Source organism: Shinella sp. M27 (assembly GCF_049199905.1).
Lineage (GTDB): Bacteria > Pseudomonadota > Alphaproteobacteria > Rhizobiales > Rhizobiaceae > Shinella.
On the sequence record NZ_JBLZPK010000078.1, the window covers coordinates 14,189 to 36,035 of the forward strand.

General features: G+C 64.6%; 19 protein-coding genes. 10 read left to right on the forward strand and 9 right to left on the reverse strand.

The window, feature by feature from the left end; all coding sequences use genetic code 11:
• Positions 1 to 77: 77 nt before the first annotated feature.
• Entirely contained in the window at positions 78 to 1,022 is a 945-nt protein-coding gene (gene rarD, locus ACOZK4_RS27035) for an EamA family transporter RarD (RefSeq protein WP_421594719.1), read from the forward strand.
• 3 nt (positions 1,023 to 1,025) lie between these two features.
• Here the strand turns inward: rarD and ACOZK4_RS27040 are convergent, their stop codons facing one another.
• From ACOZK4_RS27040 to ACOZK4_RS27050, 3 genes are all read right to left on the reverse strand, one after another.
• Positions 1,026 to 2,084, reverse strand: coding sequence for a neurotransmitter-gated ion-channel ligand-binding protein (locus ACOZK4_RS27040; protein WP_421594720.1), 1,059 nt, complete (start codon positions 2,082 to 2,084; stop codon positions 1,026 to 1,028).
• Positions 2,081 to 3,163 carry a cache domain-containing protein gene (locus ACOZK4_RS27045; protein ID WP_421594721.1) on the reverse strand — a complete coding sequence of 361 codons (1,083 nt, stop codon included), beginning with the start codon at positions 3,161 to 3,163 and terminating at the stop codon, positions 2,081 to 2,083. The genes ACOZK4_RS27040 and ACOZK4_RS27045 overlap by 4 nt, the downstream gene beginning before the upstream one ends.
• Before the next feature lie 194 nt (positions 3,164 to 3,357).
• Positions 3,358 to 3,978 carry a TIGR00730 family Rossman fold protein gene (locus tag ACOZK4_RS27050; protein ID WP_421594722.1) on the reverse strand — a complete coding sequence of 207 codons (621 nt, stop codon included), beginning with the start codon at positions 3,976 to 3,978 and terminating at the stop codon, positions 3,358 to 3,360.
• Positions 3,979 to 4,138: 160 nt separating this feature from the next.
• Here ACOZK4_RS27050 and ACOZK4_RS27055 point away from each other — a divergent pair, with 160 nt between their 5' ends.
• Both ACOZK4_RS27055 and ACOZK4_RS27060 read left to right on the forward strand, forming a co-directional pair.
• Positions 4,139 to 6,523, forward strand: coding sequence for a LysM peptidoglycan-binding domain-containing protein (locus tag ACOZK4_RS27055; protein ID WP_421594723.1), 2,385 nt, complete (start codon positions 4,139 to 4,141; stop codon positions 6,521 to 6,523).
• A 184-nt stretch (positions 6,524 to 6,707) separates the two neighbouring features.
• Complete coding sequence (locus ACOZK4_RS27060) at positions 6,708 to 8,603, forward strand: ABCB family ABC transporter ATP-binding protein/permease (RefSeq protein WP_421594724.1); 1,896 nt, start codon at positions 6,708 to 6,710, stop codon at positions 8,601 to 8,603.
• Here the strand turns inward: ACOZK4_RS27060 and ACOZK4_RS27065 are convergent, their stop codons facing one another.
• Complete coding sequence (locus ACOZK4_RS27065; protein WP_421594725.1) at positions 8,604 to 9,251, reverse strand: VOC family protein; 648 nt, start codon at positions 9,249 to 9,251, stop codon at positions 8,604 to 8,606.
• 143 nt (positions 9,252 to 9,394) lie between these two features.
• Between ACOZK4_RS27065 and ACOZK4_RS27070 the strand changes: the two genes are divergently transcribed.
• From ACOZK4_RS27070 to ACOZK4_RS27095, 6 genes are all read left to right on the forward strand, one after another.
• Entirely contained in the window at positions 9,395 to 9,904 is a 510-nt protein-coding gene (locus ACOZK4_RS27070) for a hypothetical protein (RefSeq protein ID WP_421594726.1), read from the forward strand.
• A gap of 104 nt (positions 9,905 to 10,008) precedes the next feature.
• A complete protein-coding gene (locus ACOZK4_RS27075; RefSeq protein ID WP_313532085.1) occupies positions 10,009 to 10,707 on the forward strand; it encodes a phosphatidylserine decarboxylase in 699 nt (232 codons plus the stop codon).
• A gap of 78 nt (positions 10,708 to 10,785) precedes the next feature.
• A complete protein-coding gene (gene pssA / locus ACOZK4_RS27080) occupies positions 10,786 to 11,637 on the forward strand; it encodes a CDP-diacylglycerol--serine O-phosphatidyltransferase (protein ID WP_313532084.1) in 852 nt (283 codons plus the stop codon).
• Positions 11,638 to 11,772: 135 nt separating this feature from the next.
• The gene (locus ACOZK4_RS27085) at positions 11,773 to 12,228 is read left to right on the forward strand and encodes a MarR family transcriptional regulator (RefSeq protein ID WP_313532082.1); all 456 of its coding nucleotides are present in this window, start codon (positions 11,773 to 11,775) and stop codon (positions 12,226 to 12,228) included.
• Positions 12,229 to 12,320: 92 nt separating this feature from the next.
• Positions 12,321 to 13,895, forward strand: a complete 1,575-nt coding sequence (locus ACOZK4_RS27090) for an MFS transporter (protein ID WP_421594733.1) — start codon at positions 12,321 to 12,323, stop codon at positions 13,893 to 13,895.
• Between the two features lie 4 nt (positions 13,896 to 13,899).
• A complete protein-coding gene (locus ACOZK4_RS27095) occupies positions 13,900 to 14,937 on the forward strand; it encodes an HlyD family secretion protein (protein WP_313532080.1) in 1,038 nt (345 codons plus the stop codon).
• Between the two features lie 213 nt (positions 14,938 to 15,150).
• On the opposite strand, the gene ACOZK4_RS27100 is transcribed toward ACOZK4_RS27095, so the two are convergent.
• The 5 genes from ACOZK4_RS27100 to alr form a co-directional block, all read right to left on the reverse strand.
• On the reverse strand, positions 15,151 to 15,891 hold the full coding sequence (locus ACOZK4_RS27100) for an SDR family NAD(P)-dependent oxidoreductase (RefSeq protein ID WP_421594727.1): 741 nt from the start codon (positions 15,889 to 15,891) through the stop codon (positions 15,151 to 15,153).
• An 11-nt stretch (positions 15,892 to 15,902) separates the two neighbouring features.
• A complete protein-coding gene (gene purF / locus ACOZK4_RS27105) occupies positions 15,903 to 17,396 on the reverse strand; it encodes an amidophosphoribosyltransferase (RefSeq protein ID WP_313532077.1) in 1,494 nt (497 codons plus the stop codon).
• Positions 17,397 to 17,588: 192 nt separating this feature from the next.
• A complete protein-coding gene (locus ACOZK4_RS27110; protein ID WP_421594728.1) occupies positions 17,589 to 18,227 on the reverse strand; it encodes a CvpA family protein in 639 nt (212 codons plus the stop codon).
• 129 nt (positions 18,228 to 18,356) lie between these two features.
• Positions 18,357 to 19,760: a DNA repair protein RadA gene (gene radA, locus ACOZK4_RS27115; protein WP_421594729.1), complete on the reverse strand. Its 1,404-nt coding sequence runs from the start codon at positions 19,758 to 19,760 to the stop codon at positions 18,357 to 18,359.
• A 75-nt stretch (positions 19,761 to 19,835) separates the two neighbouring features.
• Positions 19,836 to 21,005 (reverse strand): alanine racemase, encoded by a 1,170-nt coding sequence (gene alr, locus ACOZK4_RS27120; RefSeq protein ID WP_421594734.1) that lies wholly within the window; start codon positions 21,003 to 21,005, stop codon positions 19,836 to 19,838.
• Positions 21,006 to 21,204: 199 nt separating this feature from the next.
• Between alr and ACOZK4_RS27125 the strand changes: the two genes are divergently transcribed.
• Entirely contained in the window at positions 21,205 to 21,711 is a 507-nt protein-coding gene (locus tag ACOZK4_RS27125) for a hypothetical protein (RefSeq protein ID WP_421594730.1), read from the forward strand.
• Positions 21,712 to 21,847: the final 136 nt, after the last annotated feature.

Below are 21,847 nucleotides of genomic sequence, written 5' to 3' on the forward strand. Positions count from 1 at the left end.
CACCCGAATGAATTGGTGTATTCACGGCCCTTGGAGTATTTCGTCGGAAAATCCATAAATCGACGGGAAATGACAGCATGGCCGACGCAAATTCCACCAGCGGCCCCCAGACCGGCGATTCGCCGCGCGGTTTCGCCTTCGCGCTGACGGCTTACGTGCTCTGGGGCTTCCTGCCCTTCTTCATGAAGGCGGTCGCCCATATCCCGGCATCCGAAGTGGTGGCGCACCGTATCATCTGGTCGGTACCGCTGGCTGGTCTGGTATTGATCTGGCTCGGCCGCACGTCGGAAATCAAGGTCGCGCTGCGCTCGCCGCGCATGATCGCCATGGCGACGCTGACGGCGGTGCTCATCACCATCAACTGGGGCATTTATGTCTGGGCGATCGGGGCCGGCCGCGCCATCGAGACGGCGCTCGGCTATTACATCAATCCGCTCTTCTCGATCTTCCTCGGCGCCGTTCTCCTGAAGGAGAAGCTGGACCGTGCGCAGATCGCGGCCATCGTGCTCGCTGCCGTCGCCGTCGCCATCCTGGCCTTCGATGCGGGCGGGCTGCCCTGGGTGTCGCTCAGCCTCTGCATGTCCTGGGGTTTTTACGCCTTCTGCCGCAAGGCGCTGCCGATCGGTCCGAACCAGGGCTTCTTCCTCGAAGTGCTGATCTTGAGCGTGCCGGCGATCGGCTATGTCATCTGGCTCGAATCGACGGGGCAGGGCCATTTCGGCGATACGGGCATGACGGACGTGCTGTGGCTCTTGTCCTGCGGCGTCGTCACGGCCATTCCGCTGATGATCTATGCCAACGGTGCCAAGCTCCTCAGGCTCTCCACCATCGGCATCATGCAGTATATCGCGCCGACGATGATCTTCGTCATCGCCGTCTTCGCCTTCGGTGAACCCTTCGGCACGACGAAGCTCATCGCCTTCGTCTTCATCTGGGCCGCTCTCTTCATCTATTCCGGCTCCATGCTGCGCAGCGCCCACGCCCGCCGCGTGGCTGCCGCCGAGCTGAAGCCGGCCGAGTAGGCGTCAGCTCAACGAGCGCAGGATCGTGCAGACGCAGACCGTGGTGAAGATCGCAGGAAGCACGTAGCGCGCATAGGCGCGCAGCTCGCCCGTCAGGGCCGGGTTGCGCGTCGCCCCAGGCAATCGCCCGCTTTCCAGCATCAAGTCCACGAGAAGCACGAAAATCAGGTAGAAATAGCCGAGCGAGATCATGAAGGCGATCGGCGAATTGACCGACATGCTGCCGGGAAAGCTCGCCTCGAAGGTGAAGCTCAGCGCCGCAAGCGCCAGAAGCGCGCTGTATGTGATGCCGATCGTATCGGAAATCGTGCCTCTCGGCGTCCAGAGGATGAAGAGCGACACGGTGAGCACCGCCACGAAGGGCACGAAGATGCGCAGGAAGTAGCGCGGCCAGGCACGCTCGACGGTCAGCACGGCTTTTGTCCGCATGAACGGGCGCGCATTCCAGCCATAGAAGGTTTCCATGGCGAAGCGCAGCGAGGTCGCGGTCCAGTCCGATGCGGTCAGGCGGTCGGCGTAGCTGGAGAGTTCGCGGTCCCGGTCGTCGACCACGAAAATCACCTCGTCCGTCGAGTGGCGCTGCGACACGAACGGAAAGGTCAGCATCTGCCGGTCGAAAGGAAAGGCCGAGAGGTCGTTGACGATCCGGAAATCCGCATCGAAGCGTTGGATCAGCACGACGCGCCCATCGGCGAAGATCGACAGCGCCGTGGTTTGCGCACGGGGATCGCTGATCCTGTTTTCCAGCGAGATATCCGGGGCCCAGATCTGGTCGATCTCTTTCTTCGCATCGTCGCCGGTAAAATCGCGGCGGGCGGAGCCGAATTTTATGGGGTCGAAGGCAAGGGTCGGATCGCGCCACCGTGCGGTATATTCAAGAGAGGCCGAGGTCTCGCTGGACGTTTCGGCGATCTTCACGATATCGATGACGCGCAGCGCCAGATTGACCCGGACGGGCAGCGTCATGCCCGCCGGCATATCGGTCTGGGCCCAAGCGCCGGAGGCGGCAAAACCGGCGATCAAGAGCAGGGTTGCGCGAAGAAGCGTTGCAACGCGTCTCACGATGGCTGCTCCCCGTTTCGCTGCTCGGCGACGGCGCTTTGCAGGGCACGAAATTCCGGCAGGCTCGACAGGATCTCGGCCTTATTGGCCGCGTTCGCCTTCACCTGCTCCGCCAGGGTTTCCAGCGGGCGCAACACGAGGCTGCGCAGCGTCACCATGATGATCGAGAACGTGACGAGGAAGCCGACGATGGCCACGGCCGCGATGGTGACGAGCGAGCGGGACAGATGCCCCTCGAGACCGGTGAAATCACGCGTGACGACGATGGTGCCGATCATGCGGCCGCTGAAATCGAGGAGGGGCCGCCCCATGATGCCGAGCGTGCGCCCGTCGATCTTGGCCTTGTCCAGATAGGCGGCGCGCGACAGGCGAATGCTGCCGGTCTGCTGAAGGGTCTGGAAGAGGCCGGCATCGGTTGACGCCTCGATCTTCAGGCCTGTCTCCTGGCTCGGCTCGCCCTTGTCGGTGATGCCGGCTGCGGCATCGAGAAACAGCGCATAGTCCGCACCGGTCGCCGCCTTCGACAGTTCGGTCAGCGATTTGAGATCGACGCCCACCTCGACGGTTCCGATCAGGTTTTCGCCCTCGGTGACGGCGGAGACGGCGCGCAGGCTCAGTCCGCGCACGCCCAGTTCCAGCCCCTTGCGCACCCGTCGGTCATGGTTCGCGGCAACGATCATCGGACGGAAGCGCGACAGATCCTGGCCGAAATTCTCGGGCTCCCAGACGCGCAGGAAGGAATGCATGTCCGCGCTATGGAAATGCAGCACATCCACGCCGCCAAGCGTTCGCAACTGTTCGAAGATCGGCCTGGCATAGGCCTGAAGGCCGGCGCGGTCGCTCGATTTGAGATGCGTGATGATCGCGGGGTCGCGGGCAAGGCTTTCGGCGTGGGTGGCCGAGAGCGTGGCAGCCTGGTCCATGGCGGTGGCGAGAACGAGGCTCGTGGCATCGATTTCCTGCTCTTCGGCTTGTGTCAGCAGGGCGCGCGCATCCATTTGCAGCACCCATCCGCCCACGGAGAGCGTCAACGCAAGCGCAGCGGCCGCGACGATCGAAAGTGTTTTGTCGAGTTTCATGAAACAGTCCGGGATGGAAGGCGGCAGGGACCTGCCGCAGGCACGATAGCAATGGGCTCCGTTCCGGTAAACCGGTAGCGACCGGCAGGGCGCGTCAAAAATTACGCTTTCATCTCAAAGATATGGAGGCTTGGCACAAAAAAGCGGAGCGCCGGGATGGCGCTCCGTTCAGGATCTGAAAAGTCGATGAGCGCTTAGAGGCGGGCGATGATCTCGGATTCGCCCTCGCGGTCCACGTCGCCCGCCCAATGGTCGAGCAACGCGGCGACGATCTCTTCGGGATCGTCGATGACCATCGGCTGGACGAGATGGGCGGTGTGGATGAAGCCTTCGTCGGCCATGTGGCGGATGAGCTTGAGCATCGGATCCCAGAACCCGCCGATATTGGCGAAGACCATCGGCTTGCGGTGCCGGCCGAGCTGCGCCCAGGTCATCACCTCGACGATCTCTTCCAGCGTGCCGATGCCGCCCGGCAGCGCCACGAAGGCGTCGGCACGGTCGAACATCTTGTGTTTGCGCTCGTGCATGTCGGGCGTGATGATCAGTTCGCTGAGCTGCCCCAGGGAATGGCGGGTGGCCTCCATATCCACGAGGAATTGCGGTATGATGCCGGTGACGCGGCCGCCATGCGAGAGCACGCCGCTGGCGACGGCGCCCATGATGCCCTTGGTGCCGCCGCCATAGACGAGACGCAGGTGATTTTCCGCCATCGCCTTGCCGAGGCTACGCCCGGCATTGATGTAGGAAGAATCACGGCCGGGCTGGGAGCCGCAATAGACGCAGACGGATCGAATCGGAAGGTTTTGTTCTGTCATGGCGGGATTCAGCCACCCGGCCGGATGCCCGTCAAGGATAATGACGGAAAAAGAGCGGGCGTGGCGCCCCGGAATGTCCCCGGAAGCTTGTGCAAGGCATTGGGAATCGATAGCAATTTCCATAGGGGACTCCTGGGAAACCGGGACAGAGAGAGATTAGATGATGAAGAACAAGACCGGCCTGGTGGCCTTGATCGTGCTGGCGGTGGCGACACTGCTCATGGTTTTCTTCGTGCTGCCGAATATGAACGCGAAAAAGCCGGCCGAAACGCCCGTCGCCAAGCTGGCCGATACGCCCGCCGCGGGCGGTGAAACGACGACGGCCGACGGCAAGCAGGCGCGCACGACGACCGAGACCGCCACAACGGCGACAGGCGAGGTTGCGACCGATAACAAGGTTGCCGCGACAGGCGAACAGCCCGCCGCCGGCACTGCGGCGACCGCCACGCAGGAAACGGCCTCCGCCGAAGCGACGCCCGCCGATCCGACCGCCGGCTGGGTCACGCCCGCCTTCGATCTCCTGCGTGTCGAGCCCGATGGCTCCACCGTGATCGCCGGCCGCGGCCAACCGAACACCAAGCTGGAAATCAAGAATGGCGAAACGGTCGTCGCGACGGCCGATATCGGCCCGTCAGGCGATTTCGCCGCCGTCTTCGACCAGCCGCTCGCGGCCGGCGATTACCAGCTGACCCTCAACGTCAAGGACGACAAGGGCGACAGCAAGGTTTCCGAGGAGGTCGCGACCGTTTCCGTGCCGAAGGATGCCGGCGGCGAACTGCTTGCCATGGTCTCCAAGCCGGGCGAGGCGAGCCGTCTGATCACCGTTCCGGAAACGGCCGAGAAGGCTGCCGCGACGACGGCGGATAAGACGATCGAGCAGCCGGCGGCTGAAACCGCAACCGCGACGGAAACGGCCAAGGCAACCGAGACCGGCACGGCAGGGGCAGGCGAACAGCCGGCCGCAACCGAGACGGCCCAGGCGACCGCTGAAGGCGCCGCTGCATCGGGTGACGCTGCCACGACGTCGGAGGCTGCGGCGACGCAGACGGCGGCATCCGTTGCCAGCGAAGCCAAGGCCGAGGCCCGCGTTTCGGCTGTCGAGCTGGAAGGCGACCATATGTTCATCGCCGGCACGGCCAAGCCCGGTGCGCTGGTGCGGCTCTATGCCGACGACAAGCTGGTCGGCGAAGCCAAGGCCGACGAGCAGGGCCGCTACGTGGCCGATGGCAAGATGGACCTGACGGTTGGCCGCCATGCGATCCGCGCCGACGTGATGAGCGCCGACGGCAGCAAGGTAGAGTTCCGTGCTTCCGTGCCGTTCGATCGGCCGGAGGGCGAGCAGATCGCCGTCGTGGCGCAGGAAACCGGCACCGGCGGTGCCGGCCCGGCGCTTGGCCTCATCGGCGGCGGTACCTTCGACAAGCTGCGCGGCGAGGCCGACAAGGCGCTGGCGCTTCTCAAGGGCCTCTATGCGAACGGCCGCATGCCGAGCGTCGAGGAACTGGCCGCCGCGCGCTCGGCGACGGAAATCGCGTTGAAGTCGCTCGCCGAGTTCAAGCCCGGTGCGGAAGAGGGCGAAGCGGCCCGTGACATGGCGGATAAGGCATCAAAGGCTGCGGCCTCGGCTCTCGCCACCCTGCACGCGCTGCCGTCGGACGCAACGGCCGTCGGTGCGGCCCTCGGCTCCGTCGAGGCGGCGGTGGCGGATGCGCTGGCACCGGCGATCGAGAAGGCCACCACGGTCGTCGAGACCGCGACGGCTGCCGCCGACAATTCCATCGAGGCGCTTGCCGGACAGGCGACCGCCTTGCAGCAGCAGTTCGTTGCGCTGTTCTCCGATGGCCGCAATGTGACCACCGCGGAAATCCAGACGGCCCGTACGGGGCTGGAAGGCGCGCTGAAGGCCATCACCGGCTTCAGCGCACCCGTGGGTGCGAGTGCCGATGTTCAGGCGGCCATCGACAAGCTCAAGGGCTGGGCTGCAACCGCGCTCGAACGCTTCGCCGCCGTTCCGGCCGGCGCCGGCAAGGAAGCTTACCAGCAGGCGCTCGCTTCGCTGGAAGGTATGCCTTCGTTGCAGGCGCCCGCGACCGCGGAGACGGCGGCCGGTACCACGCAGAGCGGCGCGGTCGATAACGGCCAGGCCGTTGCCGGCACGGATACCGGCGGCGGCGCTCCGACCACGAGCGAAGCCGCATCGGGTGAGGGGCAGGCCGTGACCGGCAATGGTGTGTCCACGGACGGCGCAACCGCCGGCTCGGGCACTAGCCAGGCTGTCGCCGAGGAGCCGGAAACCGTCGAGCAGGCACCGCTCAAGGCAAGCAAGACCTCGGTCATCATCCGTCGCGGCGATACGCTCTGGCAGATCTCCCGCCGCATCTACGGCAAGGGTGTGCGCTACACGACGATCTATCTCGCCAACGAGGCCCAGATCAGCGATCCCGACCGCATTCTTCCCGGCCAAGTCTTCGGCGTGCCGGACAAGACGGCCGAGACGGACGAACAGGCGGAAGAAATGCACCGCAAGCACGTTCGCGGCAATTGATCCTTCTCAATTTCCCTCTGCCGGTTGCGAAGCGGCCGGCAAGGGCCTATCTCAGCAATACGGCGCCCCTCGCGGGCGCCGTATTTTCATTTCAAGCAGGGATGCAGGATCGAGACGCTTTGCCGTCCGGGCTTGCATTCTGCAATGACAGAGCCGGGGCGTGACGGGTCCGGGCGGAGGCCGCATGGCGACGACGAAGAAGAAAACGGTTTCGGCCGACAGCAGCAATCCCTTTTCGACGCTGGTCAACCTCTGGCCCTATATGTGGCCCTCGGACCGACCGGATCTGAAGATGCGCGTCGTCTGGGCGACGGTCTTCCTGCTGATCGCCAAGGTGGTGCTGCTGCTCGTGCCCTATTTCTTCAAATGGGCGACGGATGCGCTGAACGGCAAGGCCGATGTCGTCGGCCTGCTGCCGGCCTTCATGACCGGTGCCGCCATGCTGGTGCTGGCCTATAATGGCGCACGCATCCTGCAGGCCGGCCTCAACCAGCTGCGCGACGCGCTGTTTGCCAGCGTCGGGCAATATGCCGTGCGCCAGCTCGCCTACCGCACCTTTGTTCATCTGCACCGCCTGTCGCTGCGCTTCCATCTGGAGCGGCGCACCGGCGGCCTGTCGCGCGTCATCGAGCGCGGCACCAAGGGCATCGAGACGATCGTGCGCTTCACGATCCTCAACAGCGTGCCGACCTTCATCGAATTCCTGCTGACGGCCGCCGTGTTCTGGATGGGCTACGGCTTCGAATACCTGCTCGTCACCGCCGTCACGGTCTGTCTCTACATCTGGTTCACGGTGCGGGCGTCCGATTGGCGTATCTCCATCCGTCGCTCGATGAACGACAGTGACACCGAGGCCAACACCAAGGCGATCGACTCGCTCCTGAACTTCGAGACCGTCAAATATTTCGGCAACGAGGAGATGGAGGCCCACCGCTTCGACCAGTCGATGGAGCGCTATGAAAAGGCCGCGACGCAGGTCTGGACCTCGCTCGGCTGGCTGAACTTCGGCCAGGCGCTGATCTTCGGTCTCGGCATGGCGGCGATGATGGTCATGTCCGGCCTTGCGGTGCAGGCCGGCACGCAGACGGTTGGCGATTTCGTCTTCATCAATGCGATGCTGATCCAGCTCGCGATTCCGCTCAACTTTATCGGTTTCGTCTACCGCGAAATCCGTCAGGGCCTGACCGATATCGAGCAGATGTTCGACCTGCTCGAAGTCGAGGAGGAGGTGCAGGACAAGCCCGGTGCGACCGACCTGATCGTTACGGACGGCGCGATTTCCTTCAAGGACGTGCATTTCGCCTATGATCCGAAGCGCCCGATCCTCAAGGGCATCTCCTTCGACGTGCCGGCGGGCAAGACCGTCGCCGTGGTTGGTCCCTCGGGTGCCGGCAAATCGACGCTCTCGCGGCTGCTCTATCGTTTCTACGACGTGCAGGAGGGCGCCATCACCGTCGATGGGCAGGATGTGCGCGATGTCACCCAGAAGAGCCTGCGCAAGGTCATCGGCATGGTGCCGCAGGATACCGTGCTGTTCAACGACACGATCGCCTACAATATCCGCTATGGCCGCCCCGGTGCCACCGACGAGGAGGTTTCCGCTGCCGCCGAGGCCGCGCAGATCGGCCCCTTCATCCGCCACCTGCCGGATGGATTCAAGGCGATGGTCGGCGAGCGTGGCCTGAAGCTTTCGGGTGGAGAAAAGCAGCGCGTCGCGATTGCCCGCACCATCCTGAAAAGCCCACCGATCCTCATCCTCGACGAGGCGACCTCGGCGCTCGACACGCGCACGGAACAGGAGATCCAGGCGGCACTCGATGTGGTCTCGCGGAACCGCACGACGCTCGTCATCGCGCACCGCCTGTCGACCGTCATCTCGGCCGACGAGATCATCGTCCTGAAGGACGGCGTGATCGCCGAGCGCGGCACGCATGGCGAACTGATGCAGCGCGACGACGGCCTCTATGCCTCGATGTGGAACCGCCAGCGCGAGGCGGTGCAGGCCGAAGAACGCCTTAAGCAGGTGCGCGAGAGCGACGATCTCGGCATCGTCCTGCGTGGCGCGCCGGCGGCGGAGTGATCAGTCGGCCGGGCTGGCAAACAGGATCAGATTGCCGTCGGGATCCCGCAGGATGAAATTGCGCGCCCCCCACGGCTGCGTCTTCAGAGGCAGGTGGAAAGGCACTCCGGCCGTCTGATAATCGAGAAAGAGCCGTTTCAGTCCGGCGGCGGTGTCGAGCGTGATCGAAGCCGACAGTAGCTCTTCGCGTGCCCGGATATCGCCGGCAAAGACCGGCCCTGCGACCTGCCGCAGGCAGAGCCGCGCTGCATCCCGCATGACGACGCCGAAGAACGGCGGTTCGCCATAGGCGAAGTCGACCGCAAAGCCGAGTTTTTGCGTGTAGAAGGCGAGTGCTACGGAGAAATCGGCGACGTAGAGCACGGGCTCGGCGCCGCTGAGCATGGGGGCTTCAGCCGTCGGTGCAGCAGGATCGCGCATGGCAGGGTTTCCTTTCTTGAGCGCCGCCCAATCCGGAAACCCGTTCTGGCGGGCGACGACCGTCTGTGCATCGGCCAGCGAAAACGGTGCTGCCAGCACCTCGCGGTCGTTCAGGTCGCGGAAGCGGGGCAGGGCGGCGCGGATCGTCGCGGCCACGGGATAGTGGCTTTCGCGATGCCAGCGCAGGATCTGCTTGGCCTGCTTCCTGAGGTTTTCGAGATTGGACATGGGCGCAGCTACGGGTTTCGGGCGTAGGTGGGCATTGCCCCTTCGGTCTTGCCGATGCGCCCTACAGCAACGAAAAAACTTTCCGACGTTGATCAAACCTTGTCAATACGTCGCTAAAAGGGGCGACTAGTTCGGAGGCAAGGATGGACACGATCGGCGAAGACGGGCTTCTCAGGCATCCTGTCCCGGTGTCGGCCGCACTCAGGATGTTTTTCCTCGCCACCGGCCTCTTCGTCATCGTCATCGCGACCTATGAGCTGCACCGCGGCGTCTGGCCCATCAATATAGCCAGCCCTTTCTTCCTGTTCCTCATCCTCGGCGCCTGGTCGGTCGGCGGCCCAATTGCCTGGGCTGGGCTGACGGGACCGTCCACGCTCTGGAAGATCGGGCAAGGCCGTATCGTCATCGAGCGCAAGCAGCCGTTCCGAAGGCTGCAAAGCGATGTCTTCGCACAGGGGGACGGATCGCGGTTGGTCATTGCCGAACATGAGTCCATGGACGGCGATCCGACATGGAGCGTGGTGCTTGCGGCAGCCGATGGTCGCCGCTTCGAGACCCGCCGCCTGCAAACGCGCGTCGCTGCCGAGGGGCTTCTGGCGCGGATCGAGGCTGTTTTTACCGCACCGGAACCTTCGTCCGCGCGGCCGGATTGAGCGATAGGGCGCGGGCCGGCTGGGGGCTATTCGCCGCGCCGCATTGCTCCCGGCGGGTTTTCACGCTAGGTCGATGACGTGAAATTATCAGGAGATGCCGAAAGATGAGTTTGGTCGATACGATACGCAGCACCCTGGTGCCGATCCATCGGGAGGGCTGGAAGTTCGTGGCCGCCTTCTTCGTGGTCTCCGTCCTCTTGGGTTTCCTGTGGACGCCGCTGATGTGGATCGGTTTCGTTCTCACCGCCTGGTGTGCCTATTTCTTCCGTGATCCCGAGCGTCTGACGCCGCAGGACGACGACCTCGTCATCAGCCCGGCCGATGGCCGAGTCTCCGCCATCGCCATGGTCACGCCGCCGGCCGAGCTGGAGCTTGGAGACCAGCCGATGCTGCGCATCTCGGTCTTCATGAACGTATTCAACTGCCACGTGAACCGCGCCCCGATGCGCGGCCGCGTCTCGCGCGTCGCCTATCGCGCCGGCAAATTCCTCAACGCCGATCTCGACAAGGCGAGCCAGGAGAACGAGCGCAACGGCCTCGTCATCGAAAGCGCCCATGGCGAAATCGGCGTCGTGCAGATCGCCGGCCTCGTAGCGCGCCGCATCCTGTGCTGGACCGTCATGAACGACAGCCTGGAGGCCGGTGAGCGTTTCGGCCTCATCCGCTTCGGCTCGCGTCTCGATGTCTTCCTGCCGGAGGGCGTGCAGCCGCGCGTCAGCCTCGGCCAGACGGCGATTGCCGGCGAGACGGTGCTGGCGGAATTCGGCTCGGCCAAGGGACCTGTTGTCAGCCGTCGGGGCTGAACGATTGATCATTCGCGGCAGCGGCCTATCTCGGATTGAGAGGGCCGCTGCAGATGAGAAAGAACGAAGCGAAGAACGATGGACACACCGTTTCCGCCCTATGAGCCCAATGGCCCGAACGACGAGGCCCGTGGTCCGCGCCTGCGCGAAATCCCGCTGCGCGTCATCATTCCCAATCTCATCACGGTTCTGGCGATCTGCGCCGGCCTGACCGGCATCCGGCTCGCTTTCGAAAACCGCTACGAGCTGGCCGTCGGCATGGTATTGCTTGCCGCCTTTCTCGATGGCATCGACGGCCGCGTCGCGCGTCTCCTGAAGGCGACGTCGAAATTCGGCGGCCAGATGGATTCGCTCGCCGATATCGTCAACTTCGGCGTTGCACCGGCGCTGGTGCTCTATGTCTTCATTCTCGATCAGGCGCGTTCCTTCGGCTGGATCGCCGCGCTGATTTACACCATCGCCGCCGGCCTGCGTCTTGCGCGCTTCAATGTCATGGCCGAGCGCGAGACCAAGGCGAAGTGGCAATCGGAATATTTCGTCGGCGTGCCGGCCCCGGCCGGTGCCATGCTGGTGCTGCTGCCGGTCTATGTCGGCTTCCTCGGGCTCGCGCCCACGCCGCTCTTCGCCTATCTTGCCTCCGGCTATACCGTGCTGATCGGCTTCCTGCTGGTCAGCCGCCTGCCGGTCTGGTCGGGCAAGTCGGAAGGCAGCCGGGTGCGCCGCGATCTGGTGCTGCCGATCATCCTGCTCGTCGTGCTCTATGTCGCGACGCTGATGAGCTTCACCTGGGAAACCATGGTCATCACGGTCATCCTCTATCTCGCGACGCTGCCCTTCGGCGCGCGCTCCTGGCAGCGCAAATACGGCGGCTGGACTGCGCCCACGACCAATGGCGCCAGCGAATTTCCGGAAGAGCACGACGGTCAGTAACCGGCGTTCCATCACATCCATGTGAGCCTGCCAAAAGCCCTGTCCACACCATGTGGGCAGGGCTTGATTTTTTAGTGCAGGTCGACTAACTAGCAAGCAAATAGATAGCAAGCTAATAATGTCTGGACTACCAAGATGACAGCGAACGATCCCCGCGAGCATCTGCTCGATGACCTCTCCCGCGTTCAGCGCAAGATGCGCGCGCTCTTTGATGCGCGCGTGAAGGAGAGGGGGCTGACCCTGCCGCGCGCCCGCGCCCTGCTCATTCTCGGCCGTGGCGCCCAGCTCAACCAGCGGGAGCTGGCTGAGGAGCTCGATATCGAGACGCCGACGCTGGTGCGCCTGCTCGACGGCATGGAGAAGCAGGGCTTCATCGAGCGCCAGTCGGTCGAAGGCGACCGCCGCGCCAAGCAGATCGCCATGACGCCGCACGGCGCCCAGGTGGCCAAGGAGGTGCTGGATCTCGCCCGCTCGCTGCGCGCCGACGTGCTGAACAGCATCACCACCGCCGACATGCACACCACCGTAAAGGTCTTCTCGGCCATGGCGGACAATATCGCGAGAAGCTGTCGGGAGAGCGTCGAGGCATGAGCACCGTCCCCGCCACCGAGACGCGCGGGGAGGAGGGTGAGGCAAAAGAGCCGATCGGGCAGGCACCGGCCGCCCCACCGGCACCGCCTCCGATGCCGCCCGCCCGCGCCGCCGCCTATATGGCCGCCTCCACGCTGCTCGCCCTGACGCAGGGTTTCGGCATGAACCTCGTCGCGGCCAACATTCCCCAGCTGCAAGGGCCGTTCGGCGCGACGAGTGCCGAGGCCGTCTGGCTGATGGCCGCCTATATGGCGCCGAATGCCTCGTTGTCGATCGCGCTCATCAAGATCCGCAACCAATATGGCCTGCGCCATTTCGCCGAGCTCGGCATTGCCGTGTTCCTCGTCGTCACGGTGCTGCATGTCTTCATCACCGACCTGCGGTCGGCGCTCGTGCTGCGTTTCTTTGCGGGCATCGCGGCGGCACCGCTCTCCTCGCTCGGCTTCCTCTACATGCTGGAGGCCTTCACGCCGGCCCGCAAGCTGACCGTGGGCCTTTCGCTGGCGCTCACCAATATCGCGCTTGCAGCACCCCTGACGCGCATCATTTCGCCGCCGCTCATCGCGCTCGGCAATGTGCGCGGGCTGCTCATTCTCGAGGTCGGGCTTTCCATGCTCGCCTTCGCGGCGATCTATCTCCTGCCGCTGACGCCCATTCCGCGCGCGAAGGTCATCGAGAAGCTCGATATCGTCAGCTACCTCTTCATCGCCATCGGCTTCGGGACGGCTGCGGTCATCCTCGTCACCGGCCGCACCTATTGGTGGCTGGAAGCGCAGTGGATCGGTGAATTGCTGGTGGTGATGATCGCGTCTCTGACCATCGCCGCCGTGCTGGAGCTCAACCGGGAGCGGCCGCTGATCGACCTTCGCTGGCTCGTCAGCCGCGATGTGCTGCACTTCGCGGCCGTCCTGACGCTCTTCCGTCTGATGCTTGCCGAGCAGACGGCCGTCGCGAGCAATTTCTTCCAGATCATCGGCCTGCAGAACGAGCAGCTGGTCGGCCTCTACACTGTCGTGGCGTTGGCGACGGCCGCCGGCGGCCTTCTCTGCGCGGCGATCATCAAGCCCGGCCGTGAACCGGCCATTCACATGGTCGCCCTGCTTTTCATCGGCGTCGGCGCTTTTCTCGACAGTCATGCGACGAACCTGACGCGTCCGCATGAAATGTATCTCAGCCAGGCGATGATCGCCGTCGGCGGCGCCCTGTTCTTGCCGCCCGCAATGGCGTCCGGTTTCGTCATGGCGCTGCGCAAGGGGCCACAATATATCCTGAGCTTCATCGTCGTCTTCCTGGTGACGCAGAGCCTCGGGGGGCTGGCGGGTTCGGCGATCTTCGGCTCCTTCATCACGCTGCGCGAAAAGTTCCATTCGAACGTCCTCGCCCAGGCCATGACGCTCACCGATCCGCTGGTTGCCACCCGTATCTCGCAGCTTTCCGCCGCCTATGGCCGAACGATCACCGATCCCGCCGTGCTGAAGGCCGAGGGCGTTGCGTTGCTCGGCCAGCAGGTGACGCGCGAGGCCAATGTGCTGGCCCATAACGATGCGTTTTTCGTCATCGCACTGCTGGCGGTCGCCTCCGCCGTCGCGCTCGCCGCCCACCGAATCTACGTCCATATGAAAGAGGCCGGCGCCCGCACGAGCGGCGAAGCGGCCGTTGAAGGTTGATGCCATGAAACAATATATCCGCAACACCGCGACCGCTCTTGCCGTCGTCCTTGGTCTCGTCGGCATCGGCGTCGTCGCCTATGCCTGGCAGCTGCCGCCGTTCTCCACCGACGTGCAGACCACCGACAACGCCTATGTGCGCGGCTACGTGACCCTGATCAGTCCGCAGCTCGCCGGCTATGTCACTGATGTCCCTGTCAAGGACTACGAAACCGTCAAGGCCGGTGCTGTGCTCGCCCGGCTCGATGACCGTATCTACCGCCAGAAGGTCGAGCAGGCGAAGGCCACGCTGGCCAGCCAGCAGGCGGCGCTTGCCAATTCCGAGCAGCAGGAAAATGCAGCCAAGGCCCGCATCGGTGCCAGCGAAGCGGCACTCGCCAGCGCCACCTACGCCAAGCGCAGGGCGGAGGAAAGCTGGAACCGTGTCGAGGAGCTTTCCGACAAGGGCATCGCCACCCAGGCCGACCGCGAGCAGAGCCGCACGACGCTCGACCAGGCCGAAGCCGCCGTCTCGCAGGCGCAGGCCAATCTGGAAGTCTCCCGGCAGGATCTCCAGACGATCATCGTCAGCCGCGATTCCCTGCGGGCTGCGGTTGCGGGAGCGGAGGCCTCGGTGGAGCTTGCGAAGATCGACCTTTCCAACACTGTCATCACCGCGCCGCGCGACGGCGTGGTCGGCGAGGTGGGTGTCAAGCTCGGCCAGTACGTTGCCGCCGGCACCCAGCTGATGGCCGTCGTACCGCACGACACCTGGGTCATCGCCAATTTCAAGGAAACGCAGCTCGCCTATATCAAGCCGGGACAGGCGGTGGAGGTGCGCGTCGATGCCTTCAAACATGCGACGCTGAAGGGCCATGTCGAACGCTTCTCGCCGGCCGCCGGCTCGGAATTCAGCGTGATCAAGCCCGACAATGCGACCGGCAATTTCACCAAGGTCGCCCAGCGCATTCCGGTTCGCATCGCCATCGATGACGGGCAGGACCTGTCGAAATATCTGGCGCCGGGGCTCTCAGTGGTGGTGACGACGGTGGTGGGGGAATGAAGCGGAAGGCCTGAGCGGCGCTGTACCGTGCGGCGTGGATCCTCGGGTCAAGCCCGAGGATGACGAGAGAAGAAAGCACTATGGTAAAAGTTACGGTCCCGCATGCAGCTAGGTTTGAGAAACGGGAGGCATTTCCTCCTGTCCGTCATCCTCGGGCTTAACCCGAGGATCCATGCGGCGCGCACTGACCCCGATGAGGTGAAACCTTCCGCCTCACTCCGGCAGGCGGTAGTCCACCAGGCGCCCCTGGCGCATGTCGAACAGCTTGCCCGTCTCCGCGTAATCAGCGGCAACCAGCGGCAGCAGAGCCTTCGCCACCTCGGACGGATGCTGCACCGTCGAGGGATCCTCGCCCGGCACGGCCTGGGCGCGCATGGCGGTGCGGGTGGCGCCGGGATCGACGGAGGTGATGCGCAGCGCCGTGCGCTGGGTTTCGCCGGCCCAGGTGCGGGCGATGGCTTCGACAGCGGCCTTGGAGGCGGAATAGGGGCCCCAGAAGGGCTTGCACTTGTGGGCGGCGCTCGATGACAGAATGACGGCGCGGCCGGCATCGGACTTCAGGAGCAGGGGGGCTACCGAACGGATCAGCCGCCAGGTCGCCGTGACATTGATGTTCATGACCTTCTCGAACACCTTCGCCTCGACATGGTCGATCGGCGAGATGGTGCCGAGCACGCCGGCATTGGCGACGAGAATGTCGAGCTTGCCCCAGCGTTCGAAGATCGAGCCGCCGAGCTTGTCGATTGCCGCCATATCGGCGAGATCGAAGGGCACCAGCGTCGCCGTGCCGCCGACCGCCTTGATCGCATCGTCAAGCTCTTCGAGGCCGCCGACGGTTCGGGCGCAGGCGATGACATGCGCACCGGCCTTGGCGAGTTCGAGGGCAGTGAAATAGCCGATCCCGCGCGATGCGCCGGTGACCAGCGCAATGCGGCCGTTCAGGTCGATGCTCATGATGTCTTCAATTATCCGTTGCTAGCCATGACTGAGACCTTCCGTCCCATCGTCTCGCCTTCCTTGTCAAGGAGGCGCGTCGGATAGTCGCCGGTGAAGTAATGGTCGGTAAATTGCGGGCGGGCTGAATTGCGGTCCTCGCCGCCGACGGCGCGATAGAGGCCGTCGATGGAGATGAACTCCAGCGAATCCGCGCCGATATATTTCGCCATTGCCTTGACGTCGTTGTACTGGTTGGCGAGCAGCTTGTCCCGATCCGGCGTATCGATGCCGTAAAAGTCCGGATAGAAGATCATCGGGCTCGCGACGCGCACATGCACTTCCTTGGCGCCGGCATCGCGGATCATCTGCACGATCTTCAGCGAGGTCGTGCCGCGCACGATGGAATCGTCGACGAGGATGACGCGCTTGCCGTCGATCATCGCGCGGTTGGCCGAATGCTTCAGCTTCACGCCGAAGGCGCGGATCTGCTGCGTCGGCTCGATGAAGGTGCGGCCGACATAGTGGTTGCGGATGATGCCGTATTCGAAGGGAATGCCGCTCTCCTGGGCATAGCCGAGCGCTGCCGGCGTGCCGCCATCCGGCACCGGCACGACCACGTCGCCCTCGACCGGATGTTCCTTGGCCAGGTTGATGCCCATGTTCTTGCGCGCGACATAGACGCTGCGGCCGCCGACGACCGAGTCCGGACGGGCGAAATAGACATATTCGAACAGGCAGAGCCGTTCCGGCTGCGCATTGCCTGATTTCCTCGCCTCGATGGTGATCGAGCCGTCGGGCTGGAGTTCGCAGACGATGATCTCGCCGTTCTCGACGTCACGGACGAATTTCGCGCCGATGATGTCGAGCGCGCAGGTTTCGGACGCGAAGATCGGCTTACCGTCGAGTTCGCCCATGACGAGGGGACGGATACCCGTGGGATCGCGCGCCGCGATCAGCTTGGTGCGGGTGATGCCGAGCATCGAATAGCCGCCTTCCATCTGGCGGATGGCATCGATGAAACGGTCGGTCGTGTTCGTGTAGCGCGAGCGGGCGATGAGGTGGAGCACGACTTCCGTGTCGGAGGTCGACTGACAGATCGCACCACCGGCAATCAGCTGGCGGCGCAGCGTCAGGCCGTTGGTAAAGTTGCCGTTATGGGCAACGGCGATGCCGCCGACTTCAAGCTCCGCAAAGAGCGGCTGCACGTTGCGCAACGCCACTTCGCCGGTCGTGGAATAGCGCGTGTGGCCGACGGCGATGGTGCCGGGCAGTTTGGCCAGCGTTACCGGGTTGGTATAGTGGTCGCCGACGAGGCCCATATGCTTTTCGGTGTGGAACTGCTTGCCGTCGAAGGAGACGATGCCGGCTGCTTCCTGGCCGCGATGCTGCAGGGCATGCAGGCCGAGCGCCGTCAGCGTTGCGGCTTCCGGATGGCCGAGAATGCCGAAGACGCCGCACTCTTCGTGAAGCGTATCGCCATCGAGATCGTCTTCGTGGCGGCCGGGAAACAGGAAATCGCTCATTGCTGCAAGCCTTTGCTCGGGACCTTAGAGGTTGCGCGGGGTATTCGTCACTCCAGGCCACCCCCATATGGGTATGGCCTAAAGCATTTGCCACCGAGGCCCGGAAGCGTCAGTGGCTGATGGTCTATCCTACCAAAAAATCGGGGAGCCTGCCTTCCTCAATTTCGTGAGTGGCGGCTCCCCTGATCACATTTATCCGTTCGTGGCGGGCGTCTCTTCCGCCGGTGCCTGATCGGTACCGCCCGTGCCCGTGCCGGTGGCGCCATCCGGGTCTTCCGTCGTGCCGCCCCCGCCGGTTGCCGGCGTGCCGTCGGCCGGCTTGCCGCGCAGGCGGTCGATGATCGTGGCGTCGGCATCCTCGGGCAGAAGCGCGATGAGGCGCGCGCCGAGATTGTCGAGCAGCGGCTTGGACTTCGCCGTGGTGACCCAGGACGGCTGCTGCTGCGGGGCGACCAGCCAGTTGAAGAACAGCATGGCGACGACGACCAAGAGGATGCCGCGCGCGGCCCCGAACAGGAAGCCGAGCGTGCGGTCGAGCGCGCCGATGCGGCTGTCGATGATGAAGTCGGCGATCCGCATGGTGATGAAGGAGATCACGATGAGGGCGACGAGGAAGACGGCGCCGGCCGAACCGGCCATCGCGACGGTGTCGCTCGTCGTATAGTCCTTCGCGTAAGGCAGAAGCACCGGATAGAGGAAATAGGCGGCTGCCGCGGCACCCACCCAGCTTGCGACGGAAAGCACTTCGCGCGAAAAACCGCGCACCATCGCCAGCACGGCGGAAAACAGCGCGACGCCGATGACGATACCGTCGAGAATTGTGATGGGCATGTTCGTCCTACTCCAAACCCGAAATGTCGCCAGACCCCACGTCCCGTGCGGGCGCACAGTAGCGGAAGGCATCCTTGCCGTCCCGGTTCGGCACGGGTTTCCCACAGGGGTTTCCGCTGCTGAAGGCCGTCAGACGTCCTCGTCTTCCCGTTTGAGGGCGCGTTTCGATCCGGCAATGCGCGCCACCAGATCCGGCAGGCTGTCGATCTCGCTCCAGCGGCCGCCGGCGCCCTTGGGCAGATCGGCGGAACCGGCGGGCAGGACGGCCTGCGAAAAACCCAGCTTTTCCGCCTCCTTGAGGCGCTGGGCGGTGTGCGCCACCGGGCGAATGGCGCCCGACAGGCTGACTTCGCCGAAATAGACGCAATCGGCGGGAAGGGCAAGACCGGCAAGCGAGGAAACCAGTGCGGAGGCGACCGCCAGGTCCGCCGCCGGCTCCGATATGCGATAGCCGCCCGCCACATTGAGGTAAACATCGTGTTGACCGAGCCGCACGCCGCAATGGGCCTCGAGTACCGCGAGGATCATCGAAAGCCGAGCCGAATCCCAGCCGAGGACGGCGCGGCGCGGCGTGCCGAGCGAGGTGGGGGCGACCAGTGCCTGCACTTCGACGAGCACGGGTCGCGTGCCCTCCATGCCGGCAAACACGGCGGCCCCCGGCGATTTCGAATTGCGCTCGCCGAGGAAGAGTTCCGAGGGGTTCGAGACTTCGCGAAGCCCCTTGTCGGACATTTCGAAGACGCCGATCTCGTCCGTCGGGCCGAAACGATTCTTCACCGTGCGCAGGATGCGGTAGTGGTGGCCGCGGTCGCCCTCGAAATAGAGCACGGCATCGACCATGTGCTCGACGACGCGCGGGCCGGCGATCTGGCCTTCCTTGGTGACATGGCCGACCAGCACCATGGCGGCACCGGTCTGCTTGGCGAAGCGGATCATCGCCTGCACGCCGGTGCGCACCTGCGTCACCGTGCCGGGGGCGGCGTCCGCCGTGTCGCTCCACAGCGTCTGGATCGAATCGATGATAACGAGATCGGGCCGCTTGCCCTCGCCGATGGTGGCAAGGATATCCTCGACATTGGTTTCGGCGGCGAGCAGCACGTCGGTCTCGGCGGCATGCAGGCGCTGGGCGCGCAGGCGCACCTGCGCCACGGCCTCTTCGCCCGAGACATAGATGATGCGGTGGCCGCGGCGGGAGAGCGCTGCGGCGGCCTGCATGAGGAGGGTGGACTTGCCGATGCCGGGATCGCCGCCGATCAGGACGGCCGAGCCGCGCACGAAGCCGCCGCCAGTCGCGCGGTCAAGTTCGCCGATGCCGGTATGGATGCGCGGGGCTTCCTCGATTTCGCCCGACAGCGCCGTCAGCGCGACGGGCCGGCCCTTCTTCGGCACCTTGCCGGGGCCGGAGCCGATGCCGCCCATCGGGTCTTCCTCGACGATGGTGTTCCACTCGCCGCAGCCTTCGCATTTTCCGGCCCAGCGGTTATGCGCGGTGCCACAGTTCTGGCAGATGAATTGGGTGCGGGCCTTCGCCATCGGGACTTGCTCTCCGGAATCATTCGGAAAGCCCTTAACACGAAACGGGCCGATAGTACAAAACGAGAACGATGATTATTTTTTCAAAGCTTCGTAGCGGCGTTCGTAGCGCCGGCCGAGGCTGGTCAGGAGTTCGTAGTCGATGGTGCCGCCGGCAAGCGCCACATCCTGGATCGGCATGTGACGGCCGAAGACTTCGATGAAATCGCCCGCCCGCACGCTGCCGGCCGGCAGGTCGGTGACGTCGAAATGGGTGAGGTCCATGGTGACGCGGCCGATCAGCGGGACGGTGCGGCCATGCAGCACGCCGCTGGCGCCGGGAATGTTGGCCTTGCGCAGCGGCACGCCGGAGCCGGAGAGGCTGCGCATATAGCCGTCGGCATAGCCGATCGCGGCCACCGCGATGCGCGTGTCGCGCGTAAACACCGTGGAGGCGCCGTAGCTGACACTCTCGCCGGCCTTCGCCTCGCGGACCTGAAGGATGCGCGCTTCGGCGGTCACCACCGGCTTCATCGGGTTCGGCACGTCGTTGACGGCCGCGCCGCCATAGAGCGCGATGCCGGGGCGGGTGAGGGTGAAGTGGTAGTCCTCGCCGAGGAAAATGCCGGCGGAATTGGCGAGCGTCGCATCGATGTCGTCGAAGGCCGTCACGACGCTGCGGAAGCGCTGGAGCTGCTGGCGGTTGAGCGGATGGCTCGGATCGTCGCCGCAGGCAAGATGGCTGAGCAGCATGACCGGCGAGAAGCTCGCGGGGCGGGAGCTATCGTCGGCAAGCGCGAGCGCGTCCTCGACGCGCAGGCCAAGCCGGCTCATGCCGGTGTCGACGTGCAGCACGCAGGGCAGGTCTCCGCCATCGGCAATGGCGGCCATGAAGACGGCGAGCTGTTCTTCCGAGACGATCACGGGCACAAGGTCGAATTCGAAGAACAGGCGTTCGGAGCCGGCCCACATGCCCGAGAGCACATAGATGCGCACATCCGGCAGCACGCCGCGCAGGGCCGCCCCTTCGGCCGGGGTCGCCACGAAGAAATCGCGTGCACCCGCATGGTGGAAGGTCTTTCCCGCCGGTTCCAGCCCTATGCCATAGGCGTCGGCCTTCAACACGGCGGCGGTGCGGGCTGCTCCCGAGCGCCGCGCCATGGCGCGCCAGTTGTCGGCCAGCGCCGAAAGATCGATTGTCAGGCGGGCATGATCCTCGCCAGCGACGGGCAGGGTGGGGCGGGAGGAAGTGTGATGCGTGCTCATGGCTTTGAAATACAGCCTGTGGACGGCGGCGGCAATACGCTCTTCGGCTGCATTGCCGCCGGCAAGGGCCACCTCTATGGTACCCGCCAAAAAGGAAAAGACGATGAAACGGGGCATAACAGGGACATTGGCAGGCTTGGCCCTGATTTTGGCGTGCCAGGCTTCGGCCGGTGCGCAAGATGCGCCGACGGATGCCGAAATGCGCGATGCCCATGCCGTGCTGCTCGGCCTCTCGCAGGACGGCGCCGAGCCGGAACGCGCCGAAAGCGCCGACACCTATTATTCGATCGTCGACGATCCCAATGCACCGCGATTGGTGACGCGTCTGGAAGTGTCCGGCGCGCCCTGCCGCGCCCGCACCATGTCGGCGCTGCAGTTTCCCGCGAAATGGGCGACGCTGACGATGAGCCTCGTCGATCTCAGCCGCGTGACCTCCGTCACCGCCTATGCCTCCGTCGACGACATGATCGCGGAGATGAACCCGATTCCGTTCGATTCACCGGATGCGGAGCAGATCGTGCTGACGGGGCGCGGGCTCTTCTGCTCAAGCCGCATGTCGCTGTCGGGCGAAAACACTGTCTCGGACGACATGTGCTCCGACCGGCTCGATCTGACGATGGTGGATGCGGAGGAGAAGGCGCGCGGCCGCAAGGCGCTCGCTATCGTGGCGGATGTCTGCAAGGCGCCGGCTTTTGCGAAGAAGTAGGAAGGCGTCGGGCGCTTCTCCGATGTGGAGTATGCTTTCTTTTCAGTCCGATATGTTCTCCTCCGTCATCCTCGGGCTTGACCCGAGGATCCACCCGCGCCCACTGAGTTCGCCGCATGGATCCTCGGGTCAAGCC